The sequence below is a fragment of the Microbacterium sp. EYE_78 genome, from assembly GCF_023149035.1.
Taxonomy (GTDB): Bacteria; Actinomycetota; Actinomycetes; order Actinomycetales; family Microbacteriaceae; genus Microbacterium.
This window is the reverse complement of sequence record NZ_JAHXMY010000001.1, coordinates 214,580-231,467: the sequence shown is the minus strand read 5'-3', so window position 1 is coordinate 231,467 and position 16,888 is coordinate 214,580. Positions and strand designations below refer to the sequence as shown.

At 71.3% G+C, this 16,888-nt stretch carries 18 protein-coding genes; 9 read left to right on the top strand and 9 right to left on the bottom strand.

Annotated features, from left to right (window positions below):
* Window positions 1-42: 42 nt before the first annotated feature.
* On the top strand, window positions 43-906 hold the full coding sequence (locus KZX17_RS01105; RefSeq protein WP_248171384.1) for a polyphosphate kinase 2 family protein: 864 nt from the start codon (window positions 43-45) through the stop codon (window positions 904-906).
* A 5-nt stretch (window positions 907-911) separates the two neighbouring features.
* Here KZX17_RS01105 and KZX17_RS01100 read toward each other — a convergent pair whose 3' ends face one another.
* The 6 genes from KZX17_RS01100 to KZX17_RS01075 form a co-directional block, all read right to left on the bottom strand.
* Entirely contained in the window at window positions 912-1,697 is a 786-nt protein-coding gene (locus KZX17_RS01100) for an alpha/beta fold hydrolase (protein WP_248171386.1), read from the bottom strand.
* Window positions 1,694-2,305 (bottom strand): class I SAM-dependent methyltransferase, encoded by a 612-nt coding sequence (locus KZX17_RS01095; protein ID WP_248171387.1) that lies wholly within the window; start codon window positions 2,303-2,305, stop codon window positions 1,694-1,696. Before KZX17_RS01095 ends, KZX17_RS01100 begins: the two co-directional genes overlap by 4 nt.
* 35 nt (window positions 2,306-2,340) lie before the next feature.
* On the bottom strand, window positions 2,341-2,919 hold the full coding sequence (locus KZX17_RS01090; protein WP_248171388.1) for a hypothetical protein: 579 nt from the start codon (window positions 2,917-2,919) through the stop codon (window positions 2,341-2,343).
* Window positions 2,920-2,967: 48 nt separating this feature from the next.
* Window positions 2,968-4,209: an MFS transporter gene (locus KZX17_RS01085; protein ID WP_248171389.1), complete on the bottom strand. Its 1,242-nt coding sequence runs from the start codon at window positions 4,207-4,209 to the stop codon at window positions 2,968-2,970.
* Window positions 4,210-4,428: 219 nt separating this feature from the next.
* Window positions 4,429-5,688, bottom strand: a complete 1,260-nt coding sequence (locus tag KZX17_RS01080) for an HNH endonuclease signature motif containing protein (RefSeq protein WP_248175542.1) — start codon at window positions 5,686-5,688, stop codon at window positions 4,429-4,431.
* A 160-nt stretch (window positions 5,689-5,848) separates the two neighbouring features.
* Window positions 5,849-6,079: a hypothetical protein gene (locus KZX17_RS01075; protein WP_248171391.1), complete on the bottom strand. Its 231-nt coding sequence runs from the start codon at window positions 6,077-6,079 to the stop codon at window positions 5,849-5,851.
* A gap of 363 nt (window positions 6,080-6,442) precedes the next feature.
* Between KZX17_RS01075 and KZX17_RS01070 the strand changes: the two genes are divergently transcribed.
* Both KZX17_RS01070 and KZX17_RS01065 read left to right on the top strand, forming a co-directional pair.
* Window positions 6,443-6,775, top strand: a complete 333-nt coding sequence (locus tag KZX17_RS01070; protein WP_248171393.1) for a ribonuclease E inhibitor RraB — start codon at window positions 6,443-6,445, stop codon at window positions 6,773-6,775.
* A gap of 19 nt (window positions 6,776-6,794) precedes the next feature.
* On the top strand, window positions 6,795-7,364 hold the full coding sequence (locus KZX17_RS01065) for a 2'-5' RNA ligase family protein (protein WP_248171395.1): 570 nt from the start codon (window positions 6,795-6,797) through the stop codon (window positions 7,362-7,364).
* 18 nt (window positions 7,365-7,382) lie between these two features.
* Here KZX17_RS01065 and KZX17_RS01060 read toward each other — a convergent pair whose 3' ends face one another.
* On the bottom strand, window positions 7,383-8,624 hold the full coding sequence (locus KZX17_RS01060; RefSeq protein WP_248171397.1) for an isochorismate synthase: 1,242 nt from the start codon (window positions 8,622-8,624) through the stop codon (window positions 7,383-7,385).
* 77 nt (window positions 8,625-8,701) lie between these two features.
* On the opposite strand from KZX17_RS01060, the gene KZX17_RS01055 reads away from it, so the two are divergent.
* The 4 genes from KZX17_RS01055 (at window position 8,702) to KZX17_RS01040 (ending at window position 12,976) form a co-directional block, all read left to right on the top strand.
* A complete protein-coding gene (locus tag KZX17_RS01055; RefSeq protein WP_248171399.1) occupies window positions 8,702-9,475 on the top strand; it encodes a demethylmenaquinone methyltransferase in 774 nt (257 codons plus the stop codon).
* Window positions 9,472-10,533 (top strand): polyprenyl synthetase family protein, encoded by a 1,062-nt coding sequence (locus KZX17_RS01050; RefSeq protein ID WP_248171400.1) that lies wholly within the window; start codon window positions 9,472-9,474, stop codon window positions 10,531-10,533. The genes KZX17_RS01055 and KZX17_RS01050 overlap by 4 nt, the downstream gene beginning before the upstream one ends.
* Before the next feature lie 61 nt (window positions 10,534-10,594).
* Entirely contained in the window at window positions 10,595-11,968 is a 1,374-nt protein-coding gene (locus KZX17_RS01045; RefSeq protein ID WP_248171402.1) for an FAD-dependent oxidoreductase, read from the top strand.
* A 3-nt stretch (window positions 11,969-11,971) separates the two neighbouring features.
* Window positions 11,972-12,976 carry an alpha/beta hydrolase gene (locus KZX17_RS01040; protein ID WP_282443387.1) on the top strand — a complete coding sequence of 335 codons (1,005 nt, stop codon included), beginning with the start codon at window positions 11,972-11,974 and terminating at the stop codon, window positions 12,974-12,976.
* Between the two features lies 1 nt (window position 12,977).
* On the opposite strand, the gene KZX17_RS01035 is transcribed toward KZX17_RS01040, so the two are convergent.
* Entirely contained in the window at window positions 12,978-14,186 is a 1,209-nt protein-coding gene (locus tag KZX17_RS01035) for a multidrug effflux MFS transporter (RefSeq protein WP_248171404.1), read from the bottom strand.
* Complete coding sequence (locus tag KZX17_RS01030; RefSeq protein WP_248171406.1) at window positions 14,183-14,803, bottom strand: TetR/AcrR family transcriptional regulator; 621 nt, start codon at window positions 14,801-14,803, stop codon at window positions 14,183-14,185. Before KZX17_RS01030 ends, KZX17_RS01035 begins: the two co-directional genes overlap by 4 nt.
* A 112-nt stretch (window positions 14,804-14,915) precedes the next feature.
* Between KZX17_RS01030 and KZX17_RS01025 the strand changes: the two genes are divergently transcribed.
* Both KZX17_RS01025 and KZX17_RS01020 read left to right on the top strand, forming a co-directional pair.
* Window positions 14,916-15,740, top strand: a complete 825-nt coding sequence (locus tag KZX17_RS01025; RefSeq protein ID WP_248171408.1) for a sugar phosphate isomerase/epimerase — start codon at window positions 14,916-14,918, stop codon at window positions 15,738-15,740.
* Window positions 15,737-16,864, top strand: coding sequence for a Gfo/Idh/MocA family protein (locus tag KZX17_RS01020; RefSeq protein WP_248171409.1), 1,128 nt, complete (start codon window positions 15,737-15,739; stop codon window positions 16,862-16,864). The genes KZX17_RS01025 and KZX17_RS01020 overlap by 4 nt, the downstream gene beginning before the upstream one ends.
* Window positions 16,865-16,888: the final 24 nt, after the last annotated feature.

Sequence of the window (16,888 nt, the reverse complement as noted above, 5' to 3'; positions counted from 1 at the left end):
AAGACCGTCGCGCGGTCGGCCGGGGCGCGGCAGGATGGCCGCATGACCTCGAAGAGCCAGGATCAGTGGATCGGTGACCCCGCGGCGCTGCTGCGGGTAGGGCAGAGCTTCCGCCTCGTCGACGTCGACCCGGCATCGACCCCGGGGTACGAGGCCGGCAAGAAGGCCGGGCAGGCCGACCTCGCGCGCGGCGCGGCGCGGTTCGACGAGCTGCAGGAGCGCCTGTACGCGCAGAGCCGCTCGCAGCCCGATGCGCCCGCGGTCCTGCTCGTGCTGCAGGCGATGGACTCCGCAGGCAAGGGCGGGATCGTCCGGCACGTCATCGGTGCGACCGACCCGCAGGGCGTCCACCTGAAGGCGTTCAAGAAGCCCTCACCCGAGGAACTCGCGCACGACTTCCTGTGGCGCATCGAGAAGGAGGTCCCCGACGCCGGGTACATCGGGGTGTTCGACCGATCGCACTACGAGGACGTGCTCATCGGGCGGGTGCGGCAGCTCGCGCCGGCGGAGGAGATCGAACGTCGCTACGCGGCGATCGTCGACTTCGAGCAGCGGGCGGCGAGCCGAGGCATCCACATCGTGAAGGTGATGCTGCACATCTCCGGCGACGAGCAGAAGGCGCGGTTGGGGGAGCGGCTGGAACGGCCCGACAAGCACTGGAAGTACAACCCCGGCGACGTCGACGAGCGCGAGCTCTGGCCGGCGTACATGGAGGCCTACCAGGCGGCGTTCGACCGGACGTCGACGGACGAGGCGCCCTGGTACGTCGTGCCGGCGAACCACAAGTGGTACGCCCGGCTCGCCGTGCAGGCGCTGCTCATCGACGTGCTCGAGCGGATCGACCCGCAGTGGCCCGCGGCGGACTTCGACGTCGAGGCGGAGAAGGCGCGGCTCGCGGCGACCTGAGGCGGTCAGCGCTGCAGGTGCCGTCCGATCGCCGCGATGACGGCGTCGGGTCGCTCGACCGGGACGAAGTGGCCGCAGTCGGCGACCGTCTCGAGCCGCACGTCGGCGAAGTGCTGTGAGAGGTTGTCGGACCATTCCACGGGGAAGAGCGGGTCCCGGTCCGGCCACAGCATCGTCGTCGGGACGGTGATCGGCGCGTCGCCCGCTGCGTACCCGCGGTTCGCGGCGTACCACTGCAGGCTCGCGGCGAACGCGCCCGGGCGGGCGTACTCGGCGACGATCTCGTCCAGGTGCGGGGGCTCCGCGCCGTGCCCATGCCACGAGCGCCAGATGTGGGTCAGGTAGGTGCGGACGGCGCGTTCGTCGCCGTCGATGAGTGCTGCCGCGACCGGCTCGCGGTGGAAGTGCTGGTACCAGAACACCGAGGCGAGGGCGGGGGATGCCGCCCGGTCACCGATCCCCGGGTAGGCCGGGGTCAGCACCGCGCCGTCAAACCTGCCCGGGTCGGTGCGGAGCGCCGCCTGGGCGATCCGGCTGCCGATGTCGTATCCGCTGATGACGACGCCGGAGCGGATGCCGTTGCGATCGAGGTGTGCCAGCAGCCGCGTCGCGTGCGCTGCGGCTGTCGCGGCCGCAACGGGAGGCATCCCGTCGAAGCCCGGTCCGAAGCCCTCGAGGGCGGGGACGATGACGCGGACGTCGCCGAGGCCGTCGATGACGGCGTCGTAGTCGGAGGGCAGGCCGGGCCAGCCGTGCAGGAGGACGACGGTGGGAGGGTGCGTCGAGGTCATGGCCGATGCAGGTCCGGGCGTCGTTCGGCGACGAGGGTGCCGACCGCGCGCTGCCCTCGCTCCTCTCGCAGGTATGTCCCGGTGACGTCGAAGCCGGCGGCGGAGAGGAGGTCCGCGAGGGTCTCGACCGGCCACCGGTGGGCGCGGAAGACGGCGTGGTCGAAGGCTTCGACGCGCGGACCGCTGAAGAAGCCGAGCGCGAGGCGTCCGCCCGGGCGGAGGACGCGGGCGAACTCCGAGAGCGGTCGCGCGACCGCATCCGGGTCGTGGTGGATCGTGGAGAACCACGACAGCACGCCGCCCAGCGAGGCATCGTGTTCGCGGATGTCGTCGATGCTCTCGAGCTCGAAGCGGATGCCGGGGTGGGCCCGGCGGGCGTGGGTGACGAACCCCGGGACGAGGTCGATCCCGCGCACGTCGAGGCCGAGTCGTCGCAGGTGGGCGGTCCAATGCCCGGGGCCGCATCCGGCGTCCAGGACGGGCCCGGTGAGCCCCTTGGCCCAGGTGTCGATCGTCAGGCGGTCCTGCGGGTGGACCGAGGTCATCGAGCCGAGGAGCGAGGTGTACTCCGACGCTCGCGCGGCGTAAGCGGTCGTGGCGGAGGTCACGGGCTCAGGGTAGCGACGGACTTCGGTGGGGGCGCTCACCCCTGACCGGGTGCGCCCCACTCGCCGCCGTCCTCGAGCTCGGGGCAGGCGGCGTCGGCAGTCTGGGCGGCGACTTCGGCGCGGACCGCGACCCCGTCAGGCACACGTTCAACCGTGTAGACAACCCCCTCCTGGGCGCCCTCGGTCGGGATGAATCCGATGGCCGCCGACTGCACGTCGGACTCCTCGAGCGGGTACGCGCCGGCCGTCGAGATGAGGTCCGCGGTCGGGTGCGCACGCAGCCAGTTGATCGTGTCGCTCACGGTAGCGCCGGGGATCGACCAGAAGCCTTCCAATTCTTCGACCGGTCCGCACGGCCATCCCGTCCAGGAACTGAACCGTGCGACGCCCGCATCAGCCGGCGCCGCACCGGGAGGGAGCTGCGCGGCGTCGAGCCAAGCCTGCGCCTTCGCCTGCGCCGCCGCATCCGCGCCGACGACGCCCTCCGCGTCGGCTTCCACTTCGGCGGTGGAGCCCGCCTCGATCTGCTCCGCGGTCGTTGTGTCGACCGTCGCGCACCCCGCGAGGGTCAGGGCGAGCAGGGGTGCGAGTGTCAGAGGGAGGCGGCGACGCATCCTGCCACCGTAGTCGTCACCGGCGAACGGCCGGCAGCGCCGAGAAGGTCAGCCGGCGGCGTCTCGAAGTGAGAGCCGCCGCAGGTCTCGGTTCATCAGGAGCGCGACGATCAGGATCGTGAAGGCGGATCCGTAGATGATGAAGGGCAGCCAGAGCGCGGTCGCCGAGGCGAGGACCCCGAAGAGCACAGTGGTGAGCGGGCGGAGCGCGTCGTCGCCGAGGCGGATGATCGAGCCCATCCGACCGAGGTAGCTCGGCTCGGTGATGCCGGCGAAGGTCGCGCCGAGCAGGACCGAGCCGAATCCTGCACCGAAGCCGATGGCGACGCCGGCGACCAGCACGAGCCAGTACGGCCCGATGCCGACTGCGATGATGGCGGGGCCTTGCAGCGCGAAGGCCAGGAAGCCGGCGCGTGCTTCGTTGCGCGGACGCCAGCGGACGACGATGACGGCGCCGATCGTGGCGGCGAGCCCCGCGACGGTCCCGAAGAGGCCGAGCGCCTCCGCGCCCCACCCCTCCGCGTCCGAGCGCAGCGCGACGCCGACGCCGAGGACCGGGGCGGCGGCGACGTTCAGTGTGGCGAGGGCGATGACGAGTGCGCGCGTGGTGGGCGTGTGGCGGAGGTGTGCGAAACCGCCGGCGATGCCGCGGAGGATCGGTTCGTGCGAGGCGCGGGGGAGCGCGAACCGTGGCCGCAGCCAGATCGCGATGAACGCGACGAGGAGTGCGAAGGTGACCGCGTTGACGGCGGCGGAACCGGCCAGTCCCGTCTGCGCGACGAGGACACCGCCGAGGCCGGCGCCGACCATCCCGCCGAGACGGCTCGCGGTCTGTGTGGCACCGCCGTATGCGGCGAGGTCGGCGCGGCGGACGAGTTGACGGGAGATCGTGCCGCTCGCCGGGTCGTAGAACGCATCGCAGAGTCCGAACAGCAGGGCGGCGAGGAGCAGCACGGTCGCCGTCGGCTCGGTGATGACGCACCAGACGGCGACCGCGACGATGACGACGGTGCGCACGATGTTGAAGAGCAGCATGATCCGCCGCGCGTCGAGGCGGTCGGCGAGGACGCCGCCGAACAGGAGCGCGAGTGCGCGGGGGATCGATCCGGCTGCGACGATGAGGCCCGCGATGGCGGGCGTCGTCGTCTGCACGGCCGTCCAGGCGAGCGCGACCGTCCAGATCGCGTCCCCGGCATCGCCGACGCCGCGCATCACGACCCACGCGTGCGCCGTGCGGTCGCGGGCGAAGGGCGGGACGGGGCGCAGCTGCTCGAGATCGCCCGTCGTCATGACTCGAGGCTAGTGAGGCGCGTCGGTCGGGGGATGCGCGGGTTCGGCTGGTTCAACTGTGCGTTCGCCGCGGAGGGTTGCATACGGGCCTTCGGCGGGCGCCGCGCGGATGTCGGGCGCCGGCATGCAACGCGTCGTCGTCGCGTGTCCGCGCGTGTCCGCGCGTGTCCGCGTCTGTCGTCGCGAGTGCGGCGCGTGCTGGATCTGACCGGTGTCGTTTCAGAAGGGTGCCGGGTCGGATGCCGGTGGGGGCTCGTGCGTGCCGGGTGCGGCTTGCGGCGTGGCAGGGGTGAAGGCGACGGCCGGTGTGGGTGCGTCTTCTCTATAGGTCCTGCCTGCGGGTGAGGTCCATTCCAGGACACCACCCGACAGTTGTCGCACTCGCCATCGGGTGAACTGCTTCATCGAGTGGTGCCGTTGGCAGAGGTGGGCGAGGTTGCAGGTTTCGGTGCGGCCGCCGAGGGCGTGGTCGTGGGTGTGGTCGATCTCGCAGCGGATCGCGGGGACGCGACATCCGGGGAACCGGCAGTGCTGGTCCCGGGCTTGCAGGAACCGGCGCATCCCGGCCGGGACCCGGTATGAGTCGACCGCGGTCGTGACCTTCGTGACGGGGTCGTGGAACAAGCGTTCCCAGATCCGGGTGTCACCTGCGAGACGCCGCGCGGTGTTCGGGTCGATGGGCGACCGGCCGACGAGGTCGCACGGCCCGTCGTCCGCACCGGTGAGTGTGGCCGCGGGGACGAGGATCTGCACGCGGGCGCGGATCGCCCCGAGTGGCCCCGCGGTCGTGTCACGGGTGTCATCGAGCGCCGGGGTGCCGGCGAGGAGCAGGTCGGCGAGCACATCGGCGCGGACCTGGTCCGTCGAGCGCGCGTCGGACGCGGCGACGTCGTCGTCGGGCGTGGTCCGCTCGCCCCGGGTGTCGATGATCGCCCGTGCTTGTTGCGTGAGCCGGTCGTGGATCCCCTCGGCGATCACCGTCGGCAGGGTGGCGATCAGGTCGCTCATCCCGTCCCGCCCGGGGATCACCCGCACGCACCGCCCGGCGGCGGCATCCTCGTGCCGCTCCGCGAACGAGCGGGGGTGCATCCGCTGCGCCAGGATCTGCAGCTCCGCCCGAACCCGGTTGGGCGTGTCCTGCTCGCACCGCACGATCGCGAGCGCTTCGAACTCACCCCGCAGTTCGAACGGCACCGCGTTCCCGGCCTCGACGATCGCCTGCACGTGTCCCCGCACGATCCGTCCCGCCTCCCACGCGGCGACGGCGGCCGGGTAGCCGTCGATGATGACGAGGGCGTCGTCGATGCGCCGTTGCACGGTCCGGTCCGCGACCCGCATGACCCCGCCGACTTCCGCCGCGATCGCCCGCAACGCCATGTCGTGCATCCGCACCCGCGTGTTCGCGGTGACCGCTTGTGCCTGCGCCAAGTGGCCGGCCGCGGCGAGCACCCGCAACTGTCGGATCTGGCCGGGCAGCAACGACGCGCTCCACCTCCTGAACCTCCGCGATGATCCCCGCGAGCACGGCGAAATGGTCCTCGCCATCTGGGGTTTCCACCGCTTCCGTCATACTCCGATTGAAGCAGCAACCTCCGACATCGGTCCCGTCTCGAGGTGCCAGCGAGAGAGGGCCCGCGTGTCAGCGAGACGGCCTTCTCGCGACCCGCGCCCGGGCGGCCGCGACGACGAAGAGGACGGCCCCGACGACCGCGAGAGACGCACCGATGCCACCGGTGACCGGTATCGCCACCGGCACCGGCCTGGTCGCACCCTCGCCGTGGAGATCCTCGTAGGCGTTGTAGTCGGCAGCCGACCACACGCCGGCCGCGATGAGGATGAGGATGCCCACGCCGACAGCGATGCCCGACACGAGCGTGACGTGTCCCCACCGAGTCGACCCGAGTGTCGGCAACACGCGTCGTCACCGCGATGAGAGCGGGCACCACGGGCGGCCATCCATATGCACGCAGTGGCTCCACCCAGGCCGAGCACCGTGAGGACGACGCTCTGCGGCGCGCCCACGGCTGGTTCGGAGACGCAGACGCCCGGCGCGTTCACGTAGTCGATGCACATGCTCGTCCAGGTGCTCCACATCACACCCATGAGCCCGACGAGGACGACCGCGCCCGCGATCCAGAGGGCGCGGCGGGCGGCGGGACGCATACCGTCAACGTATCCGCACTGCGCGTGCGACGTGCGAACGTGTCGCGCACGGGTGCTCCATACTGTCCGCATGCCGACGTTCGACGAGCAGTGGACGATGTGGGAGCAGGCGCGTGCCGAGCGCCTCGAAATGGGCGACGACCTCGATGCGCCGCGCGAGGTCGAGCACTTCGCCTATTTCTCCCGGCGCCGCGATGCGGTCGCTGCGGCCGAGACGCTGTCGGCTGCGGGCTTCGAGGTCGCCCTCGCCCGCCACCGCTTCAAACCCGTGCTCCGCGCCGCTCGCACCGAGGACCTCACCGACGCGAACGTGCGGGTGTTCCTGCGCGAGGTCATCGACGCCGTCGAAGGCGACGGCGGGCTCTACGACGGCTGGGGCGGGATGGTCGAGGCGGCGGAGTGAGTCGATGAGGCGGCGGTTCATGAACACGCCCGAGCAGCTCGCGTCTCTCGAAGGTCAGCAGTACCTCGTGCTGCGGCCGGTCTCAGGGGTCGCCGATCTCTACTCGGCGGAACAACGGGACGCCCTCTCGACGACGGATCTCCCACACCCTCACACCGGCCATGTCACACTCCGCGGCTTCTTCGAGTCGACACGTCGTGACGAGCTCGGCGAGCTCGTACGCGCCTGGGCAGCCGCGCAGCAGCCGATCGAGCTCGTCGTCGACGGGGTGGATGCCTTTCCCGATCCCTGGCGGATCCTCATCCTCCGACTCGCCCGCACCGATTCCCTCGTCTCGGCGTATGCGACCCTGACCGACGCGCTGGAGACGACTGACCTCCGACGACTCGGTGAACTGCCGCTCGACGACTGGATCTTCCACATGTCCGTCGTCTACGGGAAGACGCTCGCGGACGACGCATGGCGCGAGCTCGAATCCGCTCGCGTCCGTCGATCCGATCGCCCCGAACGCGAGGTCCTCCGCGAGGTCGAGCTCGTGTCATACGAGGACGGCCAAGAGCACAGCCTCGTCTTCCCGCTGGGCGGCTGACCGCCCGTCGGCGCAGCCTCAGGCCAGCGCGTCGACGATCGGTCGGAACTTCACGCGGGTCTCGAGCATCTCGGTCTCGGGGTCGCTCCCCGCGACGATGCCCGCACCGGCATGGGCGGTGAGGTGGATTCCGTCGGCCGCCGTCTCGAACTGCGCGCAGCGCAGGGCGATCGCCCACTCGCCGTCGCCGTTCCCGTCGATCCAACCCACCGGACCGGCGTAGCGGCCTCGGTCGAACGGCTCGACGCGTCGGATCACGTCCAGAGCGGCAGGCGTCGGCGTGCCCGCGACGGCGGCCGTCGGATGCAGCACCTCGACCAGGTCGAGCGCCGACGCCGACCGGGCGAGGGTGCCCTCGACATCCGTCGCGAGGTGCCAGACGTTCGGGAGCTTCAGCATGAACGGCTCGGCCTCGGCGACGAGCGCGGTCGTGTGAGGGCGCAGCGCGGTCAGCACGCTCTGCACCGCGTAGCGGTGCTCGTCGCCGTCCTTCGTGCTGGTCGCGAGGGCGAGGGATGCCGCGACGTCGGCGTCCGCGTCGGCACCGCGCGCGGCGGTGCCGGCGAGCACCCGCGCGGTGACGGTCCCGCCCGAGACGGTCACGAGGGTCTCGGGGCTCGCCCCGATCAGTCCGTCCACCGCGAAGGTCCAGGTGTCGGGGTATGCCGAGGCGAGCGCCCGCACCAAGCGGCGCAGGTCCGCGCCCGCCGGGACCGTGCCCACCAGGTCCCGCGCGAGGACGACCTTCGCGACCTCACCGGATGCGATCGCGTCGAGGCCGGCGCGGACGGTGGCCTGATACCCGTCGGGCGTGCACGCGCCGGGACCGACGGTCGCCGACCAGTGCGGCCCGAACGGGATGGATTGCGGCTGCGGACGCTCGGGCTCGCCGTCCACGAAGACGTGCGTGACCCAGCTCGTGTCGCCGCGACGTCCGATGATCATCTTCGGCACCGTCAGCGTCGCACCCGATGACGTGTGATCGGGATCGAACGGCAGCGCTCCGAACGCGATGAGGCCGGACCCCGGCATCCGTACCTTGTCGTCGACCTCGGCGACCTCGGCGACGGCACGCCACCAGTCGACGGCGGACACGGTCGCAGGCAGCTCGGCCGCCCGACCCCAGCCGACGAGCATGTCGCCGCGGCGCGACCACACCATGGGGTCGTCGGGTGCGGCGAAGGAGAGGGCATCATCGACCGGCTCGATCCGCCGAGTGACGGCGCGCAGTCGGGGAGCGCTGAGCGCAGACGGGGTCACCGTCTCAGCCTAATCCGGGCCCGGGTGGCACAGCCGCGCCCGCAGCCCGACGGAGGCCCGCGGCCTAGACTCGACGGGTGACCGACGAGACCTCCCGCACCCCGTCCACCCGCGCGGACCTCGGGAAGGACCCCTCCCGCGTCAGCGGAATGTTCGACGAGGTGGCCGCCGGCTACGACCGCACCAACACGGTCCTCAGCCTCGGGAACGACAGGCTGTGGCGCATCGCGACCACCCGCGCCGTCGCACCGCGGCCCGGGCAGCGCATCCTCGACCTCGCCGCGGGCACCGGCGCCAGCTCCGTCTCGCTCGCCCGCTCGGGTGCAGAGGTCGTCGCGGGCGACTTCTCCGCCGGCATGATCGCGGAGGGGAAGCGGCGGCACGGCGGCATCCCGAACCTGTCCTTCGTCGAGGCCGATGCGACGGCGCTGCCCTTCGCCGACGCCGAGTTCGACACCGTGACGATCTCGTTCGGGCTGCGCAACGTGAACGACCCCGACAAGGCCCTGCGCGAGATGCTGCGGGTCACCAAGCCCGGTGGATCGCTCGTCATCTGCGAGTTCTCGCACCCGCCGGCATCCCTCATGCGGAGCCTGTACCGCTTCTACAACGACCGCGTGTTGCCCATCGTGGCGAAGGCGGTCAGCACCAACGCCGACGCGTACGACTACCTCAACGAATCGATCCGCGACTGGCCCGACCAGCGCACGCTCGCGGGCCGCATCCGGCAGGCCGGCTGGGCGGACGTCGCCTGGCGCGACCTCAGCTTCGGCATCGTCGCCCTGCACCGCGCGAGCAAGCCCGCAACCCCGAACCGGGCGTCGGGCGCGACGGGTACGCTGGAGGAATGATCCCCCGCCCCGGTACTCCGGGTTCGCAGATCGCGAGCCGTCTCGGCGTCACCGAGCGCATCTTCGTCGGTCCCCGCATGCGCAAGCTGCTCGGCACCGTCGAGGAGGGGCTGGACCTCGTCGAGGAGCGCCTCGCCGGCGAGCTCAAGGTCGGCGACTCGCTCGCCGATGTCACGTCGCGCTACCTCTACGAGGCGGGCGGCAAGCGGATGCGGCCGATGCTGTCCATCCTCACGGCGCAGCTCGGCTCGGGTGTCAACGACGACGTCATCGCCGGCGCCACGGCGCTCGAGATGACCCACCTCGGCTCGCTGTACCACGACGACGTCATGGATGAGGCCGATCGCCGCCGCGGCGTCCCCAGCGCACACGCGGTCTGGGGCAACAGCGTCGCGATCCTCACCGGCGACCTCCTCTTCTCCCGCGCGAGCCAGCTCATGGCGCAGGTCGGCGAGCGGGCCATCCGCCTGCAGGCCGACACGTTCGAGCGCCTCGTGCTCGGCCAGATGCACGAGACCGTCGGCGCGCAGGCGGGCGATGACCCGGTCGAGTTCTACCTGCAGGTGCTGAGCGACAAGACCGGATCGCTCATCGCGGCCGCGGCCGAGACCGGCGTCGTGTTCTCGGACGCGTCCGACGAGTACGCCGCCCCCGTCCGCGAGTTCGGCGAGCGTGTCGGTGTGGCCTTCCAGCTGCTCGACGATGTCATCGATCTCTCGGCGGACGCGGAGGAGACCGGCAAGGTCCCCGGCACCGACCTCCGCGCCGGCGTCCCGACCATGCCCTACCTCCTGCTCGGGCGCGCCGCCGACCCGGCGTCGCAGGCCCTGAAGGTCACGATCGACGAGGGCGTCGCGCGCATCTCCGACGGCGCCGATCCCGCGATCCTCGACCAGCCGCTGGCCGAGCTCCGGGTGCACCCTGCGACGGAGTCGACCCGCACGCTCGCGCACGAGTGGTCGGACCGCGCCATCGCAGCCCTCGCGCCGCTCCCCGACGGCCTCGTCCGCGAGTCGCTCACCCGCTTCGCCCAGGTCGTCGTCGACCGCTCCAGCTGACCACCGGCGCACCGCCGCTTCTTCGTCACGCCCCTCGTGCGGGCTCTCGGAAAGGACACCCATGACCAAGCTCCGGCTGGCCATCGTCGGCGCAGGACCCGCCGGCATCTACGCGGCGGACATCCTCCTCAAGGCGGAGCGCAAGTTCGAGGTGTCGATCGACCTCTTCGACCACCTGCCCGCCCCCTACGGCCTGGTCCGGTACGGCGTCGCGCCCGATCACCCGCGCATCAAGGGCATCATCAACGCGCTCCGCGACGTCCTCGATCGCGGCGACATCCGCATCTTCGGCAACGTGCGCTTCGGCGTCGACATCACCCTCGCCGACCTCAAGAAGCACTACAACGCGGTCATCTTCGCGACCGGCGCGATCAAGGATGCTGACCTCGAGATCCCCGGCATCGACGCCGAGGGATCCTTCGGCGCCGCGGACTTCGTCAGCTGGTACGACGGCCACCCCGACTTCCCCCGCGAATGGCCGCTGGATGCGGCATCCGTCGCCGTCCTCGGCAATGGCAACGTCGCCCTCGACGTCGCCCGCATCCTCGCGAAGCACGCCGACGACCTCCTGCCCACCGAGATCCCCGCGGGCGTCTACGACGGCCTCAAGGCGTCGCCGGTGACCGACGTCCACGTCTTCGGCCGCCGTGGACCCGCGCAGGTGAAGTTCACCCCACTGGAGCTCCGCGAGCTCGGCGAGCTGAACGACGTCGACATGGTCGTCTACGACGAGGACTTCGACTACGACGAGGCATCCAAGACGGCGATCGCCTCGAACAAGCAGGTCATGGTCATCGACCGCGTGCTGCAGTCGTGGCGCCAGCGCCCGAGCGTCAACAACGCCGGGGGCGAGGCGAGCCGTCGCCTGCACCTGCACTTCTACGCCCGCCCCGTCGAGGTGAAGAAGGATGCCGAGGGTCGCGCAGCCGCGATCGTCTACGAGCGCACGCGTCCGGACGGGTCGGGCGGTGTCGAGGGCACCGGTGAGATGCGCGAGATCGCGGTCGGCCAGGTCTATCGTGCCATCGGGTACTTCGGTTCGCCGCTGCCGGATGTGCCGTTCGACAAGCGTCATGGGGTCATCCCGAACCACGAGGGGCAGGTCCTGCACAAGGGCTCGAACGAGCGCGTGCCCGGCGTCTATGCGACCGGCTGGATCAAGCGCGGACCGGTCGGCCTCATCGGCCACACCAAGTCCGACGCGATGGAGACGGTTCGTCACCTCATCAACGACCAGGCCTCGTGGTGGACGCCCGAGGACCCGTCCGACGAGGCGATCGTCGCGCTGCTCGCCGAGCGTCAGGTGGCGTGGACCGATCTCGACGGATGGCACCGCCTCGACGAGCACGAGATCTCGCTCGGGAAGCCGCACGAACGCGCGCGGATCAAGGTCGTCGACCGCGACGAGATGGTGCGGGTCTCGCGCGGCGAGTGAGTCATGGCGGTGGCTGCGGAGTGGGAGACCGACCTCCTCGGTCGACCGTTCGAGCAGCTGACCCTGCCGCTCGGCGCTGACGACGAGGGCGAGGTCGTCGCGACGCTGGTGCGGCTGCTGCCCGCTCGGCTGCGGGCGCTCCTGGGCCCGTTGCGGGATGTCGACGTCCTCTATCTGCACGGGTGGTCGGACTACTTCTTCCAGGTCGAGCACGCCCGATTCTGGACCTCCCTCGGCGCGCGGTTCCACGCCCTCGATCTGCGGAAGTACGGCCGGAGCCTGCGGGAGGGGCAGACGCCGGGCTTCGTCGCATCCCTGGACGTCTACGACGCGGACATCGCGGCCGCGCTGGCCGCGATGGGCCGGCTCGAGACCGTCGACGCGCCCGACGAGCGCCGCCTCGTGGTGGTCGGGCACTCGACCGGGGGGCTCACCGCCACGCTGTGGGCGGCGCGGCATCCCGGAATGGTCGATGCCCTCGTGCTCAACAGTCCCTGGCTCGAGCTGCAGATCGGCACCCTGGGCCGTCAGGTCGTGGCGCCGCTCGTGCAGGCGCGTGCCCGCCTCGATCCGCTCGGGACCCATCCGGTCGCGGACCTCGGGTTCTACACCCGGGCGCAGGCCGAGATCGGCGCGCTGCCCGCGCAGGGCTACCGGGCCGACTGGCGACCGGAGCGCGGCTTCGCCACGCACCCGGCGTGGCTGTCGGCCGTCGTCGACGGGCATCGTCGCGTCGCTGCCGGTCTCGAGGTCGGGTGTCCCGCCCTCGTGATGCTGTCAGGGTCGTCCACCAACCCGTTCGCGTGGAACGCGGAGATGATCGGGAGCGACTCCGTCCTCGTCGTCGACGACATCGCCCGGGCCGCGACCCGCATCGGCCGGGACGTGACGGTCGCCCGGATCCACGGCGGTCTCCACGACCTCTTCCTGTCGCGCCCCGCCCCGCGCCGGGAGGTCTACCGGCGGCTCGAGCAGTGGCTGCTGCGTGGGGCGCTGGTCCCGCGCTGACTCAGCGCCGGTGCGAGGCCCGGTTCGAGGTCAGACCCAGGACCAGGCTGAGGCAGGCGCCCACGAGCATCGTCAGCGCCATGGGCAGGGCGGTCTCCTCGCCCCAGAGTCCCACGATCGGGGTCACCAGGGCGCCGGCGGCGAACTGGCCGGCCCCCATCAGCGCAGATCCGGCGCCGCGGTTGCGGGTCGTCGCGCGGGCGAGTCCGAGGGCGCTGGCGTTGCCGAAGGTGAGCCCCGCCGACCCCATCGTCGCGAACGCGCAGGCGAGGAACAGTGGGATCGAGAGGATGCCGGTGGCCGCGGCGACCGTCATCACGGTCGCCGAGAGCGCGCTGATCGAGGTGCCGACCGCGAGCATACGCTCGGGGCCGACGCGAGGTGCGAAGCGCGCGTTCGCGAGGTTCGCGACCAGCAGGGCGGAGCCACCGCCGGCGAACCCGAGTCCGTAGAGGAAGGGTGACATCCCGAGGATGTTCTGTCCGACGAAGGGGGATGCCGACACGTACGCCATGAGCCCGGCGAACCCGCTCGCATAGGCGGCGGCGTAGCCGAGGTAGACGGGGTCGTGGACGAAGTGCGCGAAGGATGCCCCCATGGCGCGCAGTCCGCCGGTGTGGCGGTGCGAGCGCGGCAGCGACTCGGGGACGGCGAGCCAGGCGAACAGCAGCATCGCGGCGGCGATGAGGGCGAGGGCGGTGAGCACTCCGCGCCAGCCGGCGAACCCGGCGACGAGCCCGCCGATCGGCGGCGCGACGAGGGGGCCGAGACCGCCCACCGTCGCGATCAGGCTGAGGGCCCGTACCGCGGTCCGACCCGTGCTGAGATCGACCGCGATGGCTCGCGCGATCACGACGCCCGCCGCGCCCGAGAGGCCCTGCAGGAGACGGAGGCCGATGAACACCTCGATGACGGGGGCGAACACGAGGGCGATGCTCGCGGCGGCGAAGACCGCGGTCGCGCCGAGCAGGACGGGCCGTCGCCCCCAGGTGTCCGAGAGGGGGCCGAGCAGCAGCTGACCCGCTCCGAGACCGAGGAGGAACGCGGTCAGGGTGAGCTGCACGGTGGCGGGCGCGGCGCCCAGGTCGCGGGAGATCTGCGGCAGCGACGCGAGGTACATGTCGATCGCGAACGGACCGATCGCCGACAGGAACCCGAGGACGAGCACGAGCCCCCTCGTGAGCGTGGGGCCGGCGGGTGTCGCACTCATCGGCGCGGTTTCAGGAGTTCGCCGAGCGTCCTCAGCGTCGACTCGAGTCCGACGGACGGCTCGATGAGCCACTGCACCTGCAGGCCGTCGGATGCCGCGATGATCAGTGCCGCGAGATGCTCGGCCGACACGTCGTCCCGGACCTCGCCGCGCTGCTGCTGGTCGAGGAGGCTCTGGGTCAGCCGGGACCGCAGGCGTGCGAAGCGCGCACCGAAGTAGTCTCGGCCGAGCGTGCTGTCGGCCTCGAGGGATGCCGCGAGCAGCGTGGTGTACAGCGTGACGAGACCGGGCACCTCGACGTTCGCGATCGCCGCGTCGATCATCGTCTCGACGCCGGGTGTGCTCCCGGGCTTGTCGCCGCGGCGATGCTCGGCGTGGGCGTAGACGGCGATGAGCAGCTGCTCGCGCGAGTCGAAGTAGTGCAGGAGCGCGGCGTGCGAGACGCCGATGGCCTCCGCGATCTTCCGGAGCGACGTCCCGTCGGCGCCGCGCTCGCGGAAGACCTCGATGGCGCGATCGAGGATCTCCTGCCGGCGGGCGATGCCTTTCGGCTGCAGTCCTCGCCGGCCGATCACGGCGTCGACGGACGGCTCGTCGGCAGGGGGGAGGTCGCTCACACGCCCACCGTACCGGCTCCGGCGAAGAAAAACCTCCACGTGGAGGTTTTTCTGCTATCGTCGTGGCCACGCCGCCCCGCGGCATCCGACAACGACGTACGAAGGAAGGCTCATGGCTCTGCCCATCGCTTCAGTTCAGCTCTACTCCCTCGCCAAGGAGTTCAGCGAGGACATGCCCGCGTCCCTCGACAAGCTCGCGGCGATCGGTCTGCGCAACGTCGAGGCGTTCGACTTCGTCCGTCGCCCGGACGAGATCCGCGCGGCGCTCGACGCCAGCGGGCTCGCGTCTCCCACCGGCCACGCCCCGCTGCTGTCAGACGAGCTGTGGACGCCCGACGGGTCCATCCCGACGCCGGCGCCCGAGGTCGTCTTTGAGGCCGCCGCGAAGATCGGGATCACCACGGTCATCGACCCCTTCGTCCCCGCCGAGCGCTGGTTCACCGAAGAGGGCGTCGCCGACATCGCCGAGCGCCTCAACCGTCTCGTCGAGACCGCAGCCGGCTTCGGCATGTCCGTCGGCTACCACAACCACGCGCAGGAGTTCGTGAAGTCCTTCGACGGGCAGACCGCCTACGAGCGCTTCCTCGAGCTGACCGACGACCGCGTCCAGATCGAGCTGGACCTGTTCTGGGCGCTCACCGGCGGCCAGGACGTGCCGGCCCTCGTCGAGCGGATCGGCGACCGGCTCGTCGCCGTGCACGTGAAGGACGGCATCGCCCCGGCATCCAACCCCTGGGCACCCGGCGCCGAGGAGTTCGGTTCCGACTCGCTCGAGCAGCTGCGCGCCGGCACCGGCGACGTGCCCCTCGCCGCGTCGCTCCAGGCGGGCACGGCGATCCAGTACGCCGTCATCGAGTACGACAAGGCTCCCGGCGACGTGTTCGAGGACATCGCCGCGTCGTACGCCTTCCTGAAGGACGGCGGGTTCATCGCATGACCGCTCCCGTCGGAGTCGGCATCGTCGGTGCCGGTGTCATCAGTCAGACCTACCTCGAGAACCTCACCTCGTTCCCCGACGTGAAGGTGGTCGCGATCGGCGACCTCATCCCCGAGCGGGCGCAAGCCAAGGCTGAAGAGCACGGCGTCGCATCGTGGGGCACGCTCGACGACGTCCTCGCGAACCCCGAGGTCGAGCTGGTCGTGAACCTCACGATCCCGGAGTCCCACATCGAGGTCTCCGCCCGCGCCGTCGCCGCCGGCAAGCACGTGTGGACCGAGAAGCCGCTGGGCCTCGACCGCGAGGGTGCGCGCCAGCTGCTGAGGGATGCCGAGGCCGCGGGCGTCCGCGTCGGCTCGGCACCCGACACGATCCTCGGCCCGGGCTTCCAGTCCGCCAAGCGCGCCATCGCAGAGGGCGTCATCGGCACGCCGCTGTTCGTGCAGACGGCGTTCCAGACGCAGGGGCCCGACCTGTGGCATCCCGAACCCGCGTTCCTGTTCGCGCGCGGCGCCGGACCCCTCCTCGACATGGGGCCGTACTACTTCTCGGCGCTGGTCAGCCTGCTCGGTCCGATCGCCGGTGTCGCTGCACGCGGCTCGCGGTTCCGCACCGAGCGGCACATCCACACCGGTCCGCGCGCCGGCGAGACCTTCCCCGTCGAGGTGCCCTCGTCGGTGCAGGTCGTCTCGACGTTCGAGGGCGGCCAGCACGGCACGCACCTGCTGAGCTTCGACTCGGCGCTCGAACGGCACGGGGTCGTCGAGATCCACGGCACCGAGGGCTCGATCGTGCTGCCCGACCCCAACCGCTTCGACGGTCCCACCCGGTACGTGAAGCCGCTCGGCGTCTTCCGCGACGGCATGAAGACCGAGCAGGAGTGGATCGACGTCGAGCAGCAGGGCACGGTCGTCGGCCGCGGTCTCGGCGTGCTCGACATGGTCCGCGCAGTGGCCGAGGATCGTCCGCACGTCGCGACCGGCGAGCTCGGGTTCCACGTCCTCGATGTGCTCCTCTCGGCGCAGGACTCGGCCGAGACCGGTCAGTACATCGAGATCGACAGCACGGTCACGCCGGTGCCCGCGGTGCCGGTCGACTTCGACCCCTTCGCCCGCACGCTCTGACGCGCACACGACGACGGCCCGGAC

Bases quoted from the DNA above. Each gene is read 5' to 3' on its own strand.
- KZX17_RS01105 (WP_248171384.1), top strand. From the start codon at position 43: ATGACCTCGAAGAGCCAGGATCAGTGGATCGGTGACCCCGCGGCGCTG.
- KZX17_RS01100 (WP_248171386.1), bottom strand. From the start codon at position 1,697: ATGACCTCGACGCACCCTCCCACCGTCGTCCTCCTGCACGGCTGGCCC.
- KZX17_RS01090 (WP_248171388.1), bottom strand. From the start codon at position 2,919: ATGCGTCGCCGCCTCCCTCTGACACTCGCACCCCTGCTCGCCCTGACC.
- KZX17_RS01085 (WP_248171389.1), bottom strand. From the start codon at position 4,209: ATGACGACGGGCGATCTCGAGCAGCTGCGCCCCGTCCCGCCCTTCGCC.
- KZX17_RS01070 (WP_248171393.1), top strand. From the start codon at position 6,443: ATGCCGACGTTCGACGAGCAGTGGACGATGTGGGAGCAGGCGCGTGCC.
- KZX17_RS01065 (WP_248171395.1), top strand. From the start codon at position 6,795: ATGAACACGCCCGAGCAGCTCGCGTCTCTCGAAGGTCAGCAGTACCTC.
- KZX17_RS01050 (WP_248171400.1), top strand. From the start codon at position 9,472: ATGATCCCCCGCCCCGGTACTCCGGGTTCGCAGATCGCGAGCCGTCTC.
- KZX17_RS01045 (WP_248171402.1), top strand. From the start codon at position 10,595: ATGACCAAGCTCCGGCTGGCCATCGTCGGCGCAGGACCCGCCGGCATC.
- KZX17_RS01040 (WP_282443387.1), top strand. From the start codon at position 11,972: ATGGCGGTGGCTGCGGAGTGGGAGACCGACCTCCTCGGTCGACCGTTC.
- KZX17_RS01035 (WP_248171404.1), bottom strand. From the start codon at position 14,186: ATGAGTGCGACACCCGCCGGCCCCACGCTCACGAGGGGGCTCGTGCTC.
- KZX17_RS01025 (WP_248171408.1), top strand. From the start codon at position 14,916: ATGGCTCTGCCCATCGCTTCAGTTCAGCTCTACTCCCTCGCCAAGGAG.
- KZX17_RS01020 (WP_248171409.1), top strand. From the start codon at position 15,737: ATGACCGCTCCCGTCGGAGTCGGCATCGTCGGTGCCGGTGTCATCAGT.